Genomic DNA, 14,870 nt, shown 5'->3' on the forward strand with positions numbered 1-14,870 from the left:
CTAGGCTCCTCTTTTTCTATTGCCATAATTATGGTACAATGTAGACATTAAAGGAGGAGACTATGTACTTTATCACAGGATTTTTTGTCCTACTTTTTCTCGTTTCGTTTTTAAGGGACAATCGCAGTCTCTGGAATCCAGCTCTCTTGCTTTTGTCTCTGCTCTTTTCTTATATGTCCATTGCCAATCTTTTTTACGAAGCTGGGCAGAAAGAAGTGCACATGGTTTTCTTTGCAGGGATTTTTCTCCTGCTGCCTCTTTTAGTTTTTCTAAGTGGTTTTTTCCTTATTTATAATGGATTCGTGTTATTGAAAAAAGAAGGAAAATCCAAGGCAAATTATTTGTCTCTAGGATTAGGTTGTGTGATTCTATTCTTTTTTGTGATCATGGCGATTCGAGTGAGCGATACCAAGGGCTTATTTTACACCAATCATCTAGTGAATATTATCTTTTTCTTTTTGATTTATTCGTATTTGATTTTTGGTTTTGCCTTTGCAGGATTTCTGCTTTATTCTATCCTGTATCTTTTTATTCCTAAGAAAAAATATTATGATTTTATCATCATTCACGGAGCAGGTTTGTTGAATGGAGAAAAAGTGACTCCCTTACTAAAGAGTCGCATTGATAAGGCAGTAGAAGCCTATCGCCAGTCTCTTAATCCCAATGTTAAAATCATCGCGAGTGGTGGTCAAGGTGGAGATGAAAAGATATCCGAAGCTCAGGCGATTTGTAATTATTTGTTGGAAGAGACAGATATTCCGAGAGAAGCGATTCTCCTAGAGGAAGACTCAACGACGACCTATGAGAATCTTCTCTTCTCAAAAGAAATGGGAGAGAAGCTGGTGACCAGTCCACGTTTTCTCTTTGTGACCAATGATTACCATGTTTTTCGTACCAGTACCTATGCTCGCCGTATTGGGATGAAGGGAGATGGCCTTGGTTGCCGTACAGCCGCCTACTATATCCCATCGGCCTTTATCAGAGAATATATTGCTCTATGTGTGAAGATGAGATGGCTTTTTATCGCCCTCTATGTTTTGTTGATTTTAGCTCTGATTTTCTCTTACAGAGGTATTTTATGGTAATCAGAAAGATGGAGCCTGCCCCGGTAATAGTTGAATTTAAGCCACGATACATATTTGGTCAAGCGCTTCCTAAAATAGCATCAGGTAAGCCTAAACTAATAAAGGCCAGATAGATGACTGCCAACAATAACGAAATCATTTAATTCTCCTTTTCAGATTGTTCTTCTTTTGATTTCTAGAATCTTGTTTTTTCCAATTGATTGAACTCCGTTCAGTATGAATGGGGCTATTTCAGTCAATCTTTCAAGGATTGGGTGGAATTCTTTAGGAGGATAGGTGTCGGAAATTTTTATATTTTCTTTTAAAGATGGACAATAATATGCAATAGCATCCGGAGCAATGACTGATGTTAGTGCTGTTATTTGATTTAACAAAAGAAATGTGAAGTCATTTGAACGTGATTGGAGTTTATATCCATTAATGAGATAGCCGACTTCCCCTGCAAAACCATTTCTTCCACGATACAATCTTTTATTGATGATAATATCAGAACCGGCAAAATCTGTATCTAGCTGGTAGAGAAGGGCCAGTGTTCTAAATTCTGGGTGAATACTACAATAACCAAGAGAAGCAACATTAACATCATTCTCTAATATTTGTAAGATATTGGTAGTTCCTGCCAGAGAAATCCCTGTTTGACAGGATAACTGATTCTTGGTCCATGTTCCTCCTTGATAAAAGCAGGATCGTACTTTGTGAATATTTTCTTGCCTTAAATCAATTATTTTTGCCATCTTTCTACCTTTCGACACGTTTTGTAAAAAGCGTTGTAGTATATTATATTTTTGTTTGCAATAAGATATTTTTAAAAATCTTAGTTTCGCTTTCCTGATTCTAGGAGTGTCCTCTCTTATAGGAGAGAATAATGCTGTTTTTGATTCATGGCATCAATGTGCTTATGAATTTTTTTAATCCTCAATTTTGTTTGTAGTCACATATTTTCTAGAGAGAGTAGTTAATGAATAAGCACCACTTACAAAAAGTTAGGGTTAAGGTGTCTAAGATTCTTAGTTTTGGGATGAGTGGTACAGATTTTAACGAGCATTTTATTATGATGGCAACTGGATGTAGTTTGCACTTGTATTATTTAGGATAAGTGGTATAATTTGTTATACAAATCATACCACAAAGGAGGTAATAGTTATGAAAGCACCAAAAGGTAAATATGCTTGGACAGCTACAGTTGGAGAAAAAGGTCAAATAGTAATACCAAAACAGGCGCGCGATGTCTTTAATATCAAACCTGGGGATACGATTCTACTTCTTGGTGATGAAAAGCGTGGAATTGCCATACCGCCGAAGGGAGCCTTTGCACACTTGATGGAAATTGCTTTTGAAGAGAAGGAGGATGAATAAAATGAAGTATGTTTTAGAGGTAAATGATATTACAAAAAAATATTCAGCATTTGAATTGAAACCTATAAGTTTTCATATTAAATCAGGTGAGGTTATGGGATTTATCGGTAGGAATGGAGCAGGTAAGACTACAGCGATTAAATCCATTCTAAATCTTGTTCATCCAGATGCAGGGAATGTCCGTATTCTTGGAATGGATTATCTGGATAATGAAGATGAAATCAAACAACGAATTGGTTATGCAGTGGGAGGAACCAATTATTATAAAAGAAAAAAATTAAAGGATATTGTCGCCATTACTCGTATTTTTTATGATAACTGGGATGATGAATCGTATCGTCATTATCTTGATGCATTTAAGCTTGATGAAAATAAGAAAATTATGGAACTGTCTGAGGGGATGAAAGTAAAATTTTATCTTACTTTAGCTCTTTCTCATCATGCTAAGCTTTTGATTTTAGATGAGCCAACTAGTGGACTTGATCCAGTATCTAGAGATGAGATGAATGAAATCTTTCGAAAACTAGCAGAAAAAGGGGTAGCAATCTTGTTTTCTACTCATATTACTAGTGATTTAGAGAAGTGTGCAGATACTATTACTTATATAAAAAATGGTGAATTGCTTTTATCTGAGAGAAAAGAGGATTTTATCAGTCATTACACGAAAGAAATGGGGCAGAAATCCACACTTGAAGATATTATGGTGCATATTGAAAGGGAAGAGGTGAATTTGTGATGAGAAAACTTCTCTATAAAGAAATGAAACTAACAGCAAATCCTTTGAGTTATTGGTTTATAACTTTTTCAGCTATTACGATGATTCCAAGGTATCCCATTCTTGTCAGTTCCTTTTTTATCTGTCTTGGTATTTTTTATACTTATCAACAAGTCCGAGAATGTGATGACATCACCTACACGGTCATGTTGCCAGTTAGAAAACAAGATGTGGTTACGGCTAAATATTTATTTGTTTTATCTATCGAGTGCATAGCTTTCATATTATGTCTTTTTCTGACGATTATTCGGATGAGACTCTTAGGAGATGCCACACCGTATGTGACAAATCCGTTGATGAATGCAAATGCTGCATATCTTGGCTATATAATGCTTGTATTTGCAAACTTTAACAGTGTTTTTCTTGGAGGCTTTTTTAAAACAGCTTATAAGATTGGGAAGCCTTTTATCCTATTCTGCGCAGTCACAACTGTCATAATATTCATGGGAGAGATATTACACCATATTCCTGGATTAGAAAGTTTGAATGATTCTTCAAATTTGAACGTACCACAGATAGTAATATTACTTTTTGGTGTTGCCATATTTAACTTATGCACCTGGTTTTCTTATCAGAAAGCTATAAAAGACTTCGAAAGAATTGATTTATAAAATTGAATACATTAAGTGACCGTATTTTGTCGGAGAAAATCCAATAGAAAATGGTACTGATAAAGAATTAAAAGTTGTGGAGCTGTTAGAACAGTGTTTCATATGGAAAAAATGTATGGGAAATACCAAAATTATAGGTATCAGAGTAGCAAAATAAATTTTTATTTCCGTTTGGTACCTATGATGGTGAAATTCCTGTTGGATTTATTATGATTGGCTATGATGTTGACGATTATTGGGACAATCCGCCTGAATGAAAATATAAAAATGTGAACGAAAAATAGACGTTCACATTTCTTTTTTTTATTCTGCAGCTTGTTGCCAACGTTTTGCTAGCTTATGAGACAGGCTAGAAATGGCAAAGTTAAAGATAAAGTAAATCAAGGCAATCAGGATATAAAGACTGAAGACCTGCTCTGGTTCGAAATAACGGCCCATGAGAATTTGGCTGGCGCCAAAGAGTTCTTGTAGAGCGATAACAGAGTAGAGAAGGCTGGTATCCTTAATCACAGTTACAAACTGAGAAATGATGGCTGGCAGCATTTTTCGGATCGCTTGTGGGAGAATGATGTAGTAGAGGATTTGCGCAGAGGTGAATCCTTGCGACATTCCTGCTTCGTACTGGCCCTTGTCCACGGCATTGAGACCACCTCGGATAATCTCAGCCAGGGCTGCTGAGGTAAAGAGGGTAAAGGCAGTGATACCTGCTGGTGTGGACTTCATCTTAAACACCAAAAAGATGGTGAAAATCCAGAGGAGGTTGGGAACGTTACGTACAAACTCGATATAAATGCTGGAGATGATCCGTAAGACAGGATTTTTCCCATTTCTCATGACGGCTAGCACTGTTCCGATAAGGGTCGAGAGGACGATAGCAATCAGAGAAATGTAGAGAGTTAAGCCGAATCCTTTAAAGATAAAGACTAGGTTATCTGGGGTCAAAACTTCTAAAATAGATTCCATAGTAACCTCCTAAAGTGAATAGGCTTTTTTGTTGGCTTGCTCCATTTTGCGACCAAACTGGGCAACAGGGAAGCATAGGGCAAAGTAGAGAAGAGCAGCACCTAAAAAGGCTGGGATATAGTTGCCGTTGAGAGCTGACCAAGACTTGGTCACAAACATCAAGTCCACTCCAGAGATGATAGCAACGGTTGAAGTGTTCTTGATGAGGTTAACGATTTGGTTAGTCAAAGGTGGGAGAATGATGCGGAAGGCCTGAGGCAAGATAATCAAGCGCATGGCATTGATATAAGTAAAACCTTGCGACAGGGCGGCCTCCATCTGACCACTAGGAATAGACTGAATCCCTGAACGAATAACCTCAGCGATATAAGCGCCGTGATAGAGTCCCACACAAAGTACAGCTGTCCAATAAATGGGAATCATGATGGTATGGTCACTGATAAGAGGCAAACCATAGAAGACGATGACAAACTGCACCAAGAGGGGAGTATTTTGGTAAAATTCGACAAAGATACGAGCCAAAACACGTAAGAATGGGCGTTTGCTGGTTGACATGGCCCCAAAGAAGATGCCCAAAAGCATGGCGAGGATAAAGGATCCGATTGCTAGGGCAAGGGTGAAGAGGAAACCATTGAAAAATTGTCCAAAATCCTGAAAATAGGCTGTCCAAGATGATAAATTTGTCATGGGGTGTCCTCCTTAATCTGCGGTATGGCTAGATGGTTTGAGCTTGTAACGGTCATAGAGTTTCTGCAAACTACCGTCCTTGGTCCATTTAGTGACCAAGGTATCAAGATAGTTGTGTAGCTCGGTATTTGATTTCTTGGTGACGATACCGTAGTCAGATGGCTTGAAACTATCATCTAGTAGTTCTGTTCGTTTACTGGTGTAGCCAGACAGGATAGAGCGGTCCACGGAAAAGGCATCAATACGGTGAGCGTGAAGGGAAGTAATCAATTCTGGGTAGGAACCAAGTTCGACGAATTTAAAGGTTAGACCTTTCTTTTTACCCAGTTCAGTAATCAGGCGTTGGGTGATGGAGCCTTGAGCAACCCCAATGGTTTTACCGTTTAGGTCCTCAATGCTTTTAATGTTGGCAGATTTATTGACCAAAAAACCAGAAGCATCCGTATAGTAGGGACTGGTGAAGTTGTATAATTTTTTACGCTCGTCTGTGATAGTGAAGGTCGCGATATCCAAATCGACCTGTTCATTGTCTAGTAGTGGACCGCGGGTTTGAGCGGTAACCGGAACGTAGCGAATCTTGACCTTGAGTTCATCTGCAATCATCTTGGCCAAGTCGGTTTCGATACCAGAATAAGTCCCTGTCTTGGGATCCTTGTAGCCAAAATTCGGAACGTCTTGTTTGACACCGACAACTAATTCGCCTCTTTTTTGAATGTCTGCGACGCTGGTATCAGCCTGAACTGGTTTGGCAGCAGCAAGGCTGAAAAGGCTAATCAATAATGCGGATAAAAAGAATTTCTTTTTCATAGGCGCCTCCTTATTTGACTTTGTCACTTTCGTGGTTGATAATTTTGCTGAGGAATTGTTGGGCACGAGGTTCGCTTGGATTGTCGAAAAAGTCATCGACATCTGTCGTATCCACCAAAACTTCTCCGTCGGCCATAAAGATGATGCGGTCCGCAACTTCACGGGCAAAGCCCATTTCGTGGGTAACGATGATCATGTTCATCCCATCATGCGCCAGTTTTTGCATAACTGCTAGAACATCACCGATGGTTTCAGGGTCAAGAGCAGATGTTGGTTCATCAAAGAGGAGGAGTTCCGGATGCATGGCAAGACCACGTGCGATGGCAATTCTCTGTTTTTGTCCACCAGACAGCATAGCTGGGTAGGAATCTTTCTTGTCCCACATATTTACAAATTCCAGATATTTTTGGGCTGTTTTTTCAGCTTCTTTTTTATCAATTCCTAGAACTTTAATGGGCGAAAGTGTCACGTTTTCTAACACTGTTTTGTGTGGATAAAGGTTAAAATGCTGAAAAACCATGCCGACTTCCTTACGAAGAGGAACTAAATCTTTCTGGCTAGCACCTGCGACTTGGTGTCCATTGACTAGGAGACTTCCTTTGTCAACAGCCTCCAAACCATTGATCGTACGGATAAGAGTGGACTTACCAGAACCAGAAGGTCCAAGCAAAACAACAACTTGTCCTTTTTCAAAACGGAGATTGATGTCACGGAGTGCGTGATAGTCTCCGTAATATTTTTCGACGTTTTTAAATTCTACTAAAGCCATGAGAGATCTCCTTTGTGTTAGATTTTATAACATGATTCTACACCAAAAGAATGTTCTTGTCAAATCATATCTGAAAAAAATTCACTAAAATGTTATAAAAAAGCAATCTGGATAGAGAAAATGCCTAAATCATGTTATAATGAAACGATAGAATTCTTAGAAAGAGTGGATGTTTTTTTGATAACTCCTACTTATGAATGGCAGTTTGCCCCGCAGGTTGAAGATGCGGATTTTACAAAGATAGCCAAGAAGGCTGGACTGGGTCCCGAGGTGGCTCGGTTATTATTTGAAAGAGGGATTCAGGATGAAGAAAGTCTAAAGAAGTTTTTAGAACCTTCTTTAGAGGACTTGCATGACCCCTATCTGCTCCATGATATGGACAAGGCAGTGAAAAGGATTCGTCAGGCTATTGAAGAAGGGGAGAATATTCTCGTCTATGGAGACTATGATGCGGATGGTATGACTTCAGCTTCGATTGTGAAGGAAAGTTTGGAACAGCTTGGCGCCGAGTGCCGAGTTTACTTGCCCAACCGTTTTACCGATGGCTATGGTCCCAATGCCAGTGTCTATAAATACTTTATCGAGCAAGAGGGAATTTCCTTGATTGTGACAGTGGATAATGGAGTTGCTGGTCACGAGGCCATTGAATTGGCCCAGTCTATGGGAGTGGATGTTATTGTGACTGACCACCATTCCATGCCGGAAACCCTTCCTGATGCCTATGCGATTGTTCACCCTGAGCATCCTGATGCGGACTATCCCTTCAAATATTTAGCTGGTTGTGGAGTGGCTTTCAAGCTGGCTTGCGCTCTTTTAGAAGAAGTGCAAGTGGAATTGCTTGATTTGGTTGCTATCGGTACCATTGCCGATATGGTAAGCCTGACGAATGAAAACCGTATCATGGTTCAATATGGTCTGGAAATGTTGGGACATACCCAGCGCATCGGTCTGCAAGAAATGCTAGACATGGCTGGGATCGCTACGAATGAAGTGACAGAAGAAACGGTTGGCTTTCAGATTGCCCCTCGTTTAAATGCTTTGGGGCGTTTGGATGATCCTAATCCAGCTATTGATTTGTTGACTGGGTTTGACGATGAGGAAGCACATGAGATTGCCCTCATGATTCATCAGAAAAACGAAGAGCGCAAGGAAATCGTTCAGTCAATTTATGAAGAAGCTAAGACCATGGTGGATCCTGCGAAGAAGGTCCAGGTTTTGGCCAAGGAAGGCTGGAATCCTGGCGTTCTGGGTATCGTTGCTGGTCGTTTGTTGGAAGAACTAGGGCAGACAGTTATCGTTCTTAATATAGAAGATGGTCGTGCCAAGGGTAGCGCTCGTAGTGTGGAAGCAGTCGATATTTTTGAAGCCTTGGATCTCCATCGCGACCTCTTTATCGCCTTTGGCGGCCATGCTGGTGCAGCTGGAATGACGCTGGAAGTTGAGAAACTTTCAGATTTATCTCAGGTTTTGGAAGACTATGTCCGTGAAAAAGGTGCAGATGCTGGTGGCAAGAACAAGTTAAATCTAGATGAAGAGCTGGATTTGGAGACTCTTAGTTTAGAAACGGTCAAAAGCTTTGAACGCTTGGCACCCTTTGGGATGGACAATCAGAAACCTGTCTTTTATATCAAGGATTTTCATGTCGAAAGTGCCCGTACTATGGGAGCAGGCAATGCCCACCTCAAACTAAAAATTTCCAAGGGTGAGGCGAGCTTTGAAGTGGTGGCCTTTGGACAAGGTAGATGGGCAACAGAGTTTGCTCAAACAAAAAACCTAGAATTGGCAGTCACCCTGTCTGTCAATCAATGGAATGGCCAAACTGCCCTCCAGTTAATGATGGTGGATGCGCGTGTGGAAGGTGTTCAACTCTTTAACATTCGTGGGAAGAATGCAGTCTTGCCAGAAGGGGTTCCAGTTTTGGATTTCTCTGGAGAGTTGCCGGATTTGGCGAATAGTGAAGCGGTTGTTGTGAAAAATATTCCGGAAAATATTACCTTGCTGAAGACCATTTTTCAGGAGCAATATTTCTCAGCTGTCTATTTTAAGAATGACATTGACAAGGCCTACTATCTGACAGGTTATGGGACCAGAGAGCAGTTTGCCAAATTGTATAGGACTATTTACCAGTTCCCAGAGTTTGATATTCGCTACAAGTTGAAAGATTTGGCGGCTTATCTCAATATCCAACAAATCTTGCTGGTCAAGATGATTCAAGTATTTGAGGAGCTAGGCTTTGTGACGATCAAAGATGGGGTCATGACAGTCAATAAAGAAGCGCCGAAAAGGGAGATTGCTGAAAGTCAGATTTACCAAAATCTCAAACAGACTGTAAAAAATCAAGAAATGATGGCGCTGGGTACCGTGCAAGAAATGTATGATTTTTTAATGGAAAAATAGTAGAAGTTAGGAAAGAGTTGGGTAACCAGCTCTTTTTTGAAAACAAATCTTCATTTTGAAAATCATCAAAAAAATGGTATAATGGTAGGAAAAGATTCGGCTGAAAGTTTTAGAACTTTTAGAATAAGAGGGTAAACCTACCCTATAATCAAGATAAATGAAGTTTCGGAGGGAAAATGAGTAATATCAGTTTAACAACACTAGGTGGTGTACGAGAAAATGGGAAAAATATGTACATCGCTGAAATCGATGAATCTATTTTTGTTTTGGATGCAGGGCTTAAATACCCTGAAAATGAACAACTAGGGGTTGATGTCGTCATTCCAAACATGGACTACCTTTTTGAGAATAGCGACCGTATCGCAGGGGTCTTCTTGACCCACGGGCATGCGGATGCCATTGGTGCCCTGCCTTATCTCTTGGCAGAGGCTAAGGTGCCTGTGTTTGGTTCTGAGTTGACCATTGAGTTGGCGAAACTCTTTGTCAAAGGAAATGATACGGTTAAGAAATTCAATGACTTCCATGTGATTGATGAAAACACGGAGATTGACTTTGGGGGAACGGTGGTTTCCTTCTTCCGTACGACTCACTCTATCCCAGAAAGCCTGGGAGTTGTGTTAAAAACACCAAAAGGGAACATTGTTTACACAGGCGACTTCAAATTTGACCAGACGGCTAGTGAATCCTATGCGACGGATTTTGCGCGTTTAGCCGAAATCGGCCGTGACGGTGTCTTGGCACTTCTCAGTGATTCTGCAAATGCAGACAGCAATATTCAGGTGGCGAGCGAGAGTGAAGTTGGGGATGAAATTACCCAAACCATCGCTGACTGGGACGGTCGTATCATCGTTGCAGCAGTTGCCAGCAACCTTTCTCGTATCCAGCAGGTTTTTGATGCAGCTGCGGAGACTGGCCGCCGAGTCGTTTTGACTGGATTTGATGTTGAAAATATCGTTCGTACAGCGATTCGTCTCAAAAAATTGTCCCTAGCCAATGAAAGCCTTTTGATTAAACCAAAAGAAATGTCTCGTTTTGAAGACCATGAGTTGATTATCCTAGAGACAGGTCGTATGGGTGAACCTATCAATGGACTTCGCAAGATGTCTGTTGGGCGCCACCGTTATGTAGAAATCAAGGATGGGGACTTGGTTTATATTGTAACAACTCCATCCACCGCCAAAGAAGCAGTTGTGGCTCGCGTTGAAAATATGATTTACCAAGCTGGTGGTGTGGTAAAACTCATTACCCAGAGTTTGCGAGTATCAGGACACGGGAATGCGCGTGATTTGCAGTTGATGATCAATCTTTTGCAACCGAAATATCTTTTCCCTGTCCAAGGGGAGTACCGTGAGTTGGATGCGCATGCCAAGGCTGCCATGGCAGTTGGAATGTTGCCAGAGCGCATTTTCATCCCTAAAAAGGGAACAATCATGTCCTATGAACATGGAGACTTCGTCCCAGCTGGCGCAGTTTCTGCAGGCGATGTCATGATTGATGGAAATGCCATTGGTGATGTTGGGAATGTCGTTCTTCGCGACCGTAAGGTCTTGTCAGAGGATGGAATCTTTATCGTGGCGATTACTGTTAACCGTCGTGAGAAGAAGATTGTGGCTAAGGCTCGTGTTCATACGCGTGGATTTATCTACCTTAAGAAAAGTCGCGACATTCTCCGTGAAAGTTCAGAATTGATTAACCAAACGGTAGAAGAGTATCTTCAAGGGGATGACTTTGACTGGGCAGATCTCAAAGGCAAAGTTCGTGACAATTTGACCAAGTACCTCTTTGATCAAACCAAGCGTCGCCCAGCAATCTTGCCAGTCGTGATGGAAGCAAAATAATAAGCAGAATACCTACAGAAAAAGTCGAAATTCGGCTTTTTCTTATAAATAGTAAAAGGAGAAAATCATGGCAGTTATGAATATTGAGTATTACTCTGAAGTTTTGGATATGGAGTGGGGTGTTACCGTACTCTATCCAGATGCTAGTCGAGTGACTGAACCAGATTGCACAGATATTCCTGTGCTTTACCTTTTGCACGGAATGTCAGGAAATCAAAATAGCTGGCTCAAACGTACCAATGTCGAACGCTTGTTGCGTGGGACCAATCTCATTGTCATCATGCCCAATACAAACAATGGCTGGTACACAGATACCCAGTACGGTTTTAACTACTTTACTGCTCTAGCAGAAGAACTCCCCCAAGTCATGAAACGTTTCTTCCCCAATATGACCAGTAAGCGAGAAAAAACCTTTATTGCAGGTCTCTCCATGGGAGGCTATGGTTCCTTCAAGCTGGCTCTCGCAACCGATCGTTTTTCTCATGCGGCTAGTTTTTCCGGTGCACTCAGTTTTCAAGAATTTTCTCCTGAAAGTCAGGATTTGGGATCACTTGCCTACTGGCGAGGAGTTTTTGGAGAGATTAAAGACTGGACAGCTAGTCCTCATTCGCTTGAAAGCATGGCTGCAAGATCCGATAAAAAGACCAAACTATGGGCTTGGTGTGGGGAACAAGACTATCTTTACTCTGCCAATAACCTCGCAGTGAAAAACCTCAAAAATCTTGGTTTTGAGGTGACCTATAGTCATAGTCCAGGTAAGCACGAGTGGTACTACTGGGAAAAACAATTGGAACGTTTTTTAGCTACTCTACCAATTGACTTTGTCTTGGAAGAACGTTTATCTTAGTTTTAGGTTTCTTTCAGCTTTCTTCAGTAAAATAGAGAATCTATCTTGATCAAGGAGAATGTGATTTCAAGATAGGTTCTTATTTTTATGAAAGGTGGGGCGTCATGTTCTGGATTATTCGATTATTCTTCCGATTTCTTTTGGGAATTTGGCGTTTCTTCTGGCGTCTGGTTTGGACTGTGGCCATTCTACTGCTTATTGCCTTTGGAGTGCTTTGGTACCTGACTGGTGATTTTCATTCTGCGGTCAATCAGGTTGAAAAAATGAGCAAGATAGGTCAAGGTGGCTGGAATCAATGGAAGGAGACGGGAACGCTGGAAGTCTTGTCTCAGACAGACAGTCACCAACATGCAGAAGGCAAGTGGGCTCAGGCCTCAGCTCGCATCTATATTGAACCTCAAATGGATGAGACCTTCCAAGGTGCCTATGCAGAAGCTATAAAAAACTGGAATCAAACGGGATCCTTTACCTTTGAGGTGGTTGCGGATCCTAGCCAGGCAGATATTGTGGCAAGTGAGATGAATGATGGATCGACCGCTGTAGCTGGTCAAGCCGAGAGTCAAACCAATTTGTTAACCAAACAATTTATATCTGTAACGGTTCGACTGAATCACTATTATCTATCCAATCCAAACTATGGTTACTCTTATGAACGAATCGTGCACACGGCGGAGCACGAGCTGGGACATGCCATCGGATTGGATCACACCAACGAGACTTCTGTCATGCAGCCGGCAGGTTCCTACTATGGGATTCAGCCTCGGGATGTGACGGCTGTTCAAGAACTCTATACCAGTAGCGACTAGATGAAGTCGGTGCAATCCGAAAAGAAATTAAAGCTCCTCCATTAAGCGGTTGGTGGGGCTTTTTGTTCGTCCTGTCACGGCCTTTTTGCTATAATGGAACTATGAATAACTTGATCAAATCAAAACTAGAGATCTTACCAACCAGCCCTGGTTGTTACATTCACAAGGATAAAAATGGCACTATTATCTATGTAGGAAAGGCTAAAAATCTGCGCAATCGCGTGCGGTCCTATTTCCGTGGAAGTCACGATACCAAGACAGAGGCCTTGGTGTCTGAAATTGTGGATTTTGAATTTATCGTCACTGAGTCTAATATTGAGGCGCTTCTCCTAGAAATCAACCTGATCAAGGAGAATAAGCCTAAATACAATATCATGCTCAAGGACGACAAGTCCTATCCTTTCATCAAAATCACCAATGAGCGTTATCCTCGCTTGATTATCACCCGTCAGGTCAAAAAGGACGGAGGACTCTACTTTGGCCCCTATCCAGATGTAGGGGCAGCCAATGAAATCAAGCGGTTGCTGGATCGGATTTTTCCTTTTCGTAAGTGTACCAATCCGCCGTCTAAGGTCTGTTTTTATTACCACATCGGCCAATGTGTGGCCCATACCATCTGTAAAAAAGATGAGGCTTATTTCCAGTCCATGGCTCAGGAGGTTTCTGATTTCCTAAAAGGGCAGGATGATAAAATCATTGATGACCTCAAGGGGAAGATGGCAAAGGCAGCTCAAAGTATGGAGTTTGAACGTGCGGCGGAATACCGTGACCTGATTCAGGCTATCGGAACGCTTCGGACCAAGCAACGGGTTATGGCCAAGGATCTTCAAAATCGGGATGTATTTGGCTACTATGTGGATAAAGGCTGGATGTGTGTTCAGGTTTTCTTTGTCCGTCAAGGCAAGCTCATTGAGCGAGATGTCAATCTCTTCCCTTACTACAATGATCCGGATGAGGATTTTTTGACCTATGTGGGACAATTCTATCAAGAAAAATCCCACCTGGTTCCCAATGAGGTACTGATTCCGCAGGATATTGATGAAGAAGCCGTCAAGGCCTTGGTGGATACTAAGATTTTCAAGCCCCAACGTGGTGAGAAAAAACAACTGGTCAATTTGGCTATAAAGAATGCCCGTGTTAGTCTGGAGCAGAAGTTCAATCTGCTAGAAAAATCTGTTGAAAAGACCCAAGGAGCTATTGAAAATCTGGGACGCTTGCTCCAAATCCCGACTCCGGTTCGCATCGAGTCCTTCGATAACTCTAATATCATGGGAACCAGTCCTGTTTCAGCTATGGTGGTTTTTGTCAATGGCGAACCAAGTAAAAAAGACTACCGAAAGTACAAGATAAAAACGGTTGTTGGTCCAGACGATTATGCCAGTATGCGTGAAGTTATTCGCAGACGTTATGGTCGAGTTCAACGAGACGGTTTGACTCCTCCTGATTTGATTGTCATTGATGGGGGACAAGGTCAAGTCAATATCGCAAAGCAAGTCATCCAAGAAGAGCTAGGTTTGGATATCCCAATTGCAGGTCTGCAAAAGAATGACAAGCACCAAACCCATGAGCTACTCTTTGGAGATCCGCTTGAGGTGGTGGAGTTGTCTCGCAATTCTCAGGAATTTTTCCTCCTCCAACGCATTCAGGATGAGGTGCACCGTTTTGCCATCACCTTCCACCGTCAACTGCGCTCCAAAAATTCCTTTTCATCACAACTGGATGGAATTGAAGGATTGGGACCTAAACGTAAGCAGAATCTCATGAAGCATTTCAAGTCTCTCACTAAAATCAAGGAAGCCAGTGTGGATGAAATTGTCGAAGTTGGTGTGCCGAGGGTAGTCGCAGAAGCTGTGCAGAGAAAGTTGAACCCTCAGGAAGAAGTGGAATTGGCTCAAGTGGCAGAACCATTAAAAGAATTGGAATAAGTAT

Annotated in this window: 14 protein-coding genes; 9 read left to right on the plus strand and 5 right to left on the minus strand. The window is 41.5% G+C overall.

Annotation, left to right across the window (positions count from 1 at the left end):
* Positions 1-62: 62 nt before the first annotated feature.
* Positions 63-1,085: a YdcF family protein gene (locus EKB01_RS06075; RefSeq protein ID WP_000273637.1), complete on the plus strand. Its 1,023-nt coding sequence runs from the start codon at positions 63-65 to the stop codon at positions 1,083-1,085.
* Between the two features lie 152 nt (positions 1,086-1,237).
* Here the strand turns inward: EKB01_RS06075 and EKB01_RS06080 are convergent, their stop codons facing one another.
* Entirely contained in the window at positions 1,238-1,819 is a 582-nt protein-coding gene (locus EKB01_RS06080) for an ROK family protein (RefSeq protein ID WP_167266108.1), read from the minus strand.
* Positions 1,820-2,228: 409 nt separating this feature from the next.
* Between EKB01_RS06080 and EKB01_RS06085 the strand changes: the two genes are divergently transcribed.
* Genes EKB01_RS06085 through EKB01_RS06095 form a run of 3 tightly spaced genes read left to right on the plus strand, consistent with a single transcriptional unit; the run spans position 2,229 to position 3,827 of the window.
* Positions 2,229-2,441: an AbrB/MazE/SpoVT family DNA-binding domain-containing protein gene (locus EKB01_RS06085; protein ID WP_000646903.1), complete on the plus strand. Its 213-nt coding sequence runs from the start codon at positions 2,229-2,231 to the stop codon at positions 2,439-2,441.
* Position 2,442: 1 nt separating this feature from the next.
* Positions 2,443-3,177 (plus strand): ABC transporter ATP-binding protein, encoded by a 735-nt coding sequence (locus tag EKB01_RS06090; RefSeq protein WP_033605970.1) that lies wholly within the window; start codon positions 2,443-2,445, stop codon positions 3,175-3,177.
* Positions 3,177-3,827, plus strand: coding sequence for an ABC-2 transporter permease (locus EKB01_RS06095; RefSeq protein WP_033605969.1), 651 nt, complete (start codon positions 3,177-3,179; stop codon positions 3,825-3,827). Before EKB01_RS06090 ends, EKB01_RS06095 begins: the two co-directional genes overlap by 1 nt.
* A gap of 303 nt (positions 3,828-4,130) precedes the next feature.
* On the opposite strand, the gene EKB01_RS06100 is transcribed toward EKB01_RS06095, so the two are convergent.
* Genes EKB01_RS06100 through EKB01_RS06115 form a run of 4 tightly spaced genes read right to left on the minus strand, consistent with a single transcriptional unit; the run spans position 4,131 to position 7,053 of the window.
* A complete protein-coding gene (locus tag EKB01_RS06100; RefSeq protein ID WP_000443890.1) occupies positions 4,131-4,790 on the minus strand; it encodes an amino acid ABC transporter permease in 660 nt (219 codons plus the stop codon).
* Positions 4,791-4,799: 9 nt separating this feature from the next.
* Positions 4,800-5,477 (minus strand): amino acid ABC transporter permease, encoded by a 678-nt coding sequence (locus EKB01_RS06105; RefSeq protein ID WP_084852595.1) that lies wholly within the window; start codon positions 5,475-5,477, stop codon positions 4,800-4,802.
* 12 nt (positions 5,478-5,489) lie between these two features.
* Entirely contained in the window at positions 5,490-6,284 is a 795-nt protein-coding gene (locus tag EKB01_RS06110) for a transporter substrate-binding domain-containing protein (protein WP_081021110.1), read from the minus strand.
* A 10-nt stretch (positions 6,285-6,294) separates the two neighbouring features.
* A complete protein-coding gene (locus EKB01_RS06115) occupies positions 6,295-7,053 on the minus strand; it encodes an amino acid ABC transporter ATP-binding protein (RefSeq protein ID WP_033583468.1) in 759 nt (252 codons plus the stop codon).
* 177 nt (positions 7,054-7,230) lie between these two features.
* Here EKB01_RS06115 and recJ point away from each other — a divergent pair, with 177 nt between their 5' ends.
* From recJ to uvrC, 5 genes are all read left to right on the plus strand, one after another.
* Entirely contained in the window at positions 7,231-9,450 is a 2,220-nt protein-coding gene (gene recJ, locus EKB01_RS06120; protein WP_167266186.1) for a single-stranded-DNA-specific exonuclease RecJ, read from the plus strand.
* A gap of 176 nt (positions 9,451-9,626) precedes the next feature.
* Complete coding sequence (locus tag EKB01_RS06125; RefSeq protein ID WP_033583469.1) at positions 9,627-11,288, plus strand: ribonuclease J; 1,662 nt, start codon at positions 9,627-9,629, stop codon at positions 11,286-11,288.
* Positions 11,289-11,355: 67 nt separating this feature from the next.
* Positions 11,356-12,135, plus strand: a complete 780-nt coding sequence (locus EKB01_RS06130) for an alpha/beta hydrolase family protein (protein WP_033583471.1) — start codon at positions 11,356-11,358, stop codon at positions 12,133-12,135.
* Between the two features lie 104 nt (positions 12,136-12,239).
* Entirely contained in the window at positions 12,240-12,941 is a 702-nt protein-coding gene (locus EKB01_RS06135) for a M57 family metalloprotease (RefSeq protein ID WP_033583472.1), read from the plus strand.
* A gap of 101 nt (positions 12,942-13,042) precedes the next feature.
* A complete protein-coding gene (gene uvrC / locus EKB01_RS06140) occupies positions 13,043-14,866 on the plus strand; it encodes an excinuclease ABC subunit UvrC (protein ID WP_167266111.1) in 1,824 nt (607 codons plus the stop codon).
* The last annotated feature ends 4 nt before the right edge of the window (positions 14,867-14,870 follow it).

The organism is Streptococcus sp. CCUG 71758, assembly GCF_011714815.1.
GTDB lineage: Bacteria > Bacillota > Bacilli > Lactobacillales > Streptococcaceae > Streptococcus > Streptococcus halitosis.

Excerpts from the sequence above, each read along its gene's own strand:
- EKB01_RS06075 (WP_000273637.1), top strand. The coding sequence starts at position 63 with ATGTACTTTATCACAGGATTTTTTGTCCTACTTTTTCTCGTTTCGTTT.
- EKB01_RS06080 (WP_167266108.1), bottom strand. The coding sequence starts at position 1,819 with ATGGCAAAAATAATTGATTTAAGGCAAGAAAATATTCACAAAGTACGA.
- EKB01_RS06085 (WP_000646903.1), top strand. The coding sequence starts at position 2,229 with ATGAAAGCACCAAAAGGTAAATATGCTTGGACAGCTACAGTTGGAGAA.
- EKB01_RS06090 (WP_033605970.1), top strand. The coding sequence starts at position 2,443 with ATGAAGTATGTTTTAGAGGTAAATGATATTACAAAAAAATATTCAGCA.
- EKB01_RS06095 (WP_033605969.1), top strand. The coding sequence starts at position 3,177 with ATGAGAAAACTTCTCTATAAAGAAATGAAACTAACAGCAAATCCTTTG.
- EKB01_RS06100 (WP_000443890.1), bottom strand. The coding sequence starts at position 4,790 with ATGGAATCTATTTTAGAAGTTTTGACCCCAGATAACCTAGTCTTTATC.
- EKB01_RS06105 (WP_084852595.1), bottom strand. The coding sequence starts at position 5,477 with ATGACAAATTTATCATCTTGGACAGCCTATTTTCAGGATTTTGGACAA.
- EKB01_RS06110 (WP_081021110.1), bottom strand. The coding sequence starts at position 6,284 with ATGAAAAAGAAATTCTTTTTATCCGCATTATTGATTAGCCTTTTCAGC.
- EKB01_RS06115 (WP_033583468.1), bottom strand. The coding sequence starts at position 7,053 with ATGGCTTTAGTAGAATTTAAAAACGTCGAAAAATATTACGGAGACTAT.
- EKB01_RS06125 (WP_033583469.1), top strand. The coding sequence starts at position 9,627 with ATGAGTAATATCAGTTTAACAACACTAGGTGGTGTACGAGAAAATGGG.
- EKB01_RS06130 (WP_033583471.1), top strand. The coding sequence starts at position 11,356 with ATGGCAGTTATGAATATTGAGTATTACTCTGAAGTTTTGGATATGGAG.
- EKB01_RS06135 (WP_033583472.1), top strand. The coding sequence starts at position 12,240 with ATGTTCTGGATTATTCGATTATTCTTCCGATTTCTTTTGGGAATTTGG.
- uvrC (WP_167266111.1), top strand. The coding sequence starts at position 13,043 with ATGAATAACTTGATCAAATCAAAACTAGAGATCTTACCAACCAGCCCT.